Origin of the sequence: Mycobacterium sp. (genome assembly GCF_025933915.1) — a bacterium.
Lineage (GTDB): Bacteria > Actinomycetota > Actinomycetes > Mycobacteriales > Mycobacteriaceae > Mycobacterium.
Map to the genome: position 1 here is coordinate 1 of NZ_JAICZA010000285.1, position 2,829 is coordinate 2,829.

Annotated in this window: 1 protein-coding gene; it reads left to right on the forward strand. The window is 69.7% G+C overall.

Annotation, left to right across the window (positions count from 1 at the left end; genetic code table 11):
* The coding region (locus tag Q0W90_RS24045) for a condensation domain-containing protein (RefSeq protein ID WP_297777136.1) at positions 1 to 2,829 on the forward strand (2,829 nt) is incomplete at both ends.

Here is a 2,829-nt window from a genome sequence, read left to right on the forward strand (position 1 = left end):
GGCTGCGTGTGCAGGACGACGGCGCCGGCGGCTGGTCGCTCGAGGCGCCCGAGGCCGGCTCGGTGCAGGCCGGCGACTGCCTGAAGACGGTCGAGGCGTTGTCCGACGCGGAGCTGGTCGAGGCCCGCTCCCGGCTCAACGTGGCCGACGGCGTCATGGTGAACGCGGTATGGGCAAGTGCCACACACCAATTGGCGTTGATCATCCACCACCTGGCCGTCGACGGGGTGTCGTGGCGGACCCTGATCGAGGACCTGAACATCGCCTGGGCCCAGCATCACAACGCCCAACCGGTGGCGCTGCCGGTGCCCGGCACCTCGTTCGCCCGGTGGTCGTCGCTGCTGGCCGAGCACGCGAAGAGCCCCGCCGTGGTCGAGCAGGCCGCCGTGTGGCGGGAGGTGGCCGCCACTCCGGCGGCGCTGCCCGCCGCCCAGCCGGAGGACACCTACGCCAACGCCGGACAGTTGTCGGCGTCGCTGGACGTCGAGACCACCCGCCTGCTGCTGGGAGAGGTGCCCGCGGCGTTTCACGCCGGCGTCCAAGACATCCTGCTGATCGCGTTCGGGTTGGCGTTCACCGAGTTCCTGGGGTCCGTGGGAACCGTGACACCGATCGGCATCGACATCGAAGGACACGGCCGCAACGAAGAGATAGCGTCCCGCGTGGATCTGTCCCGCACCGTCGGCTGGTTCACCACCAAATACCCTGCGGCACTGTCGATTACCCGCCGCCTCGCCTGGCCGCAGGTAGCCGCGGGAGACTCCGCGCTGGGCGCGGTGATCAAAGACGCCAAGGAACAACTGCGCGCCCTGCCCGACGGCCTGACCTACGGGCTGTTGCGTTACCTGAACACCGAGGTCGACCTGCAGGGGTCGGACCCGGTGATCGGGTTCAACTACCTGGGTCGATTGGCCGCGGGAGCCGATCTCTCCGACGACTTGTGGCGCGTCAGCGAGGACAGCCTGTCGTCGGCCGCGGTCGCGACGGCGGTGGCGATGCCGTTGGCGCACACGGTGGAACTCAACGCAGGCACCATGGACACCGAGGCCGGGCCGCACCTGCACGCCAACTGGCGATGGGCGACCTCGGCGCTGACCGACGAACAAGTAAACCGGTTGAGCCAGTTGTGGTTTGAGGCACTGGCCGGTATCTGCTCGCACGTGCGGGCCGGTGGCGGCGGGTTGACCCCGTCCGACATCGCCCCCGCCCGGCTGGACCAGCAGCAAATCGACGAACTCTGCCGGCAGCACCAGATCGCCGACGTGCTACCGCTGAGCCCCGTCCAGCAGGGGCTGCTGTTCCACACCAGCTTCGCGGCCGAACTCGAAGACCTCTACGCGGTGCAGCTCGGCATCACCGTGAGCGGCAGTCTCGACGCGCGCCGGCTGCGCGATGCGGTGCAGACCGCGGTCAACCGCCACCCCAACCTGGTGGCCCGCTTCTTCGACGAATTCGGCGAGCCGGTGCAGATCATCCCGGCCGACCCGGTGATGGCTTGGCGCCACGTCGAATTGGACGGCGGCGATATCGATCAGCAGCTCGAGGCGCTGGCCGCCGACGAGCGCGCCGCCGTCTGCGATCTCGCCGGCCAACCCGCCTTTCGGGCCGCGTTGGTCCGCATCGCCGACGATCGGCACCGGGTGCTGTTCACCATCCACCACATCGTGATCGACGGCTGGTCGCTGCCGGTCCTGCTGCGGGAGGTTTTCGCCGGCTATTACGGCGAGCGGCTGCCCGCGCCGCCGCCGTATCGCAGCTACCTGACGTGGCTGGCCGCCCAGGATCACGCCGCCGCGCAAGCGGCGTGGCGCGAGGCGCTCGACGGGTTCGAAGCCCCCACCCTGGTGGCGGCGCCGGGCAGGATCGGGCAACGCGCCGTTGCCACGTATACGGTTTCGGCGGACACCACGCGCGCGCTCGGCGAGCTGGCCCGCTCCAGCCGCACGACCGTCAGCACCGTGCTGCAGGGGGCGTGGGCGCAGCTGCTGACCTGGCTGACCGGCCAGCACGACGTCGCCTTCGGCACCGCGGTGTCGGGCCGGCCCACCGAGTTGGCCGGCGCGGACGCCATGGTCGGGTTGTTGATCAACACCGTGCCGGTGCGGGCCAACATCGCCGCCGCGACCACCGTCGCCGACCTGCTGGAGCAGCTGCAGCGCGTCCACGCCGAAACCCTCGAGCATGAACACTTGGCGCTGGGCGAGATTCACCGTGTCACCGGACACGACCAGCTGTTCGACACGCTCTTCCTCTACGAGAACTACCCGATCGATGCCGGCGCGTTGCTGGGTGTCCACGAGCTGGCCGTCACCGAGTTCAGCAGCCGCGAATTCAACCACTACCCGCTGTCGGTCGTGGCCACTCCGGGGCACGAGCTGAGCTTGCGTGTCGAGTACGACACCGAGGTCTTCGACGCGGCCGGCATCGAAACGCTGATCGAGCGGCTGCGCCACGTGATGGCGGCCATGACCGCCGATCCCGCGCAACGACTTTCGTCGATCGATCTGCTCGACGCCGCCGAGCACGAACGGCTCGATGCGTGGGGTAACCGGGCGGTGCTGGCTGCGCGGCGGACCGGGCAGGCGTCGATCCCGGCGTTGTTCGCGGCGCAGGTCGCCCGCGCCGCCGACGCGGTCGCGATCACCTGCGGCGAACGGTCGTGGACCTATCGTGAGGTAGAAGAATCCGCAAATCGGTTGGCGCACTTGCTTGTTGGGCGGGGCGCGGGCCCGGGCCAGCGGGTGGCGGTGGTGATGCCGCGGTCGGCCGAGGCGATCGTGGCGATCTTCGCGGTGCTCAAGACGGGGGCGGCCTACGTGCCGATCGACC